Below are 328 nucleotides of genomic sequence, written 5' to 3'. Positions count from 1 at the left end.
ATATCAATTTTCTTTTATATTAATTAATTTCATTAATTAAGCCGAGAACACCGCGTATTTTGAGTTTTTTATTAGTAAAGTTTATTTACTTCGCGTAATACTCAATTAATCCGTCACGCAAGTGATGAGGTTAAGTTAAAAAGGGCGCATGGTGAATGCCTTGGCACTAGGAGCCGATGAAGGACGGGACTAACACCGATATGCTTCGGAGAGCTGTACGTAAGCTTTGATCCGGAGATTTCCGAATGGGGAAACCCAATCATCTTAGTCGATGATTAATGCTTAGTGAATACATAGCTAAGTATTGGCAGACGTGGGGAACTGAAAC

The 328-nt window shown here is 39.0% G+C and carries 1 rRNA gene; it reads left to right on the top strand.

What is annotated here, in order from left to right:
- Window positions 1-128: 128 nt before the first annotated feature.
- Window positions 129-328, top strand: a 23S ribosomal RNA gene (locus IWT5_RS11815); the annotation flags it as partial.

This window comes from Secundilactobacillus mixtipabuli (assembly GCF_002217925.1).
GTDB lineage: Bacteria > Bacillota > Bacilli > Lactobacillales > Lactobacillaceae > Secundilactobacillus > Secundilactobacillus mixtipabuli.
Note: the sequence above shows the minus strand (reverse complement) of the source record. Positions and strands in the feature narration are given on the sequence as shown.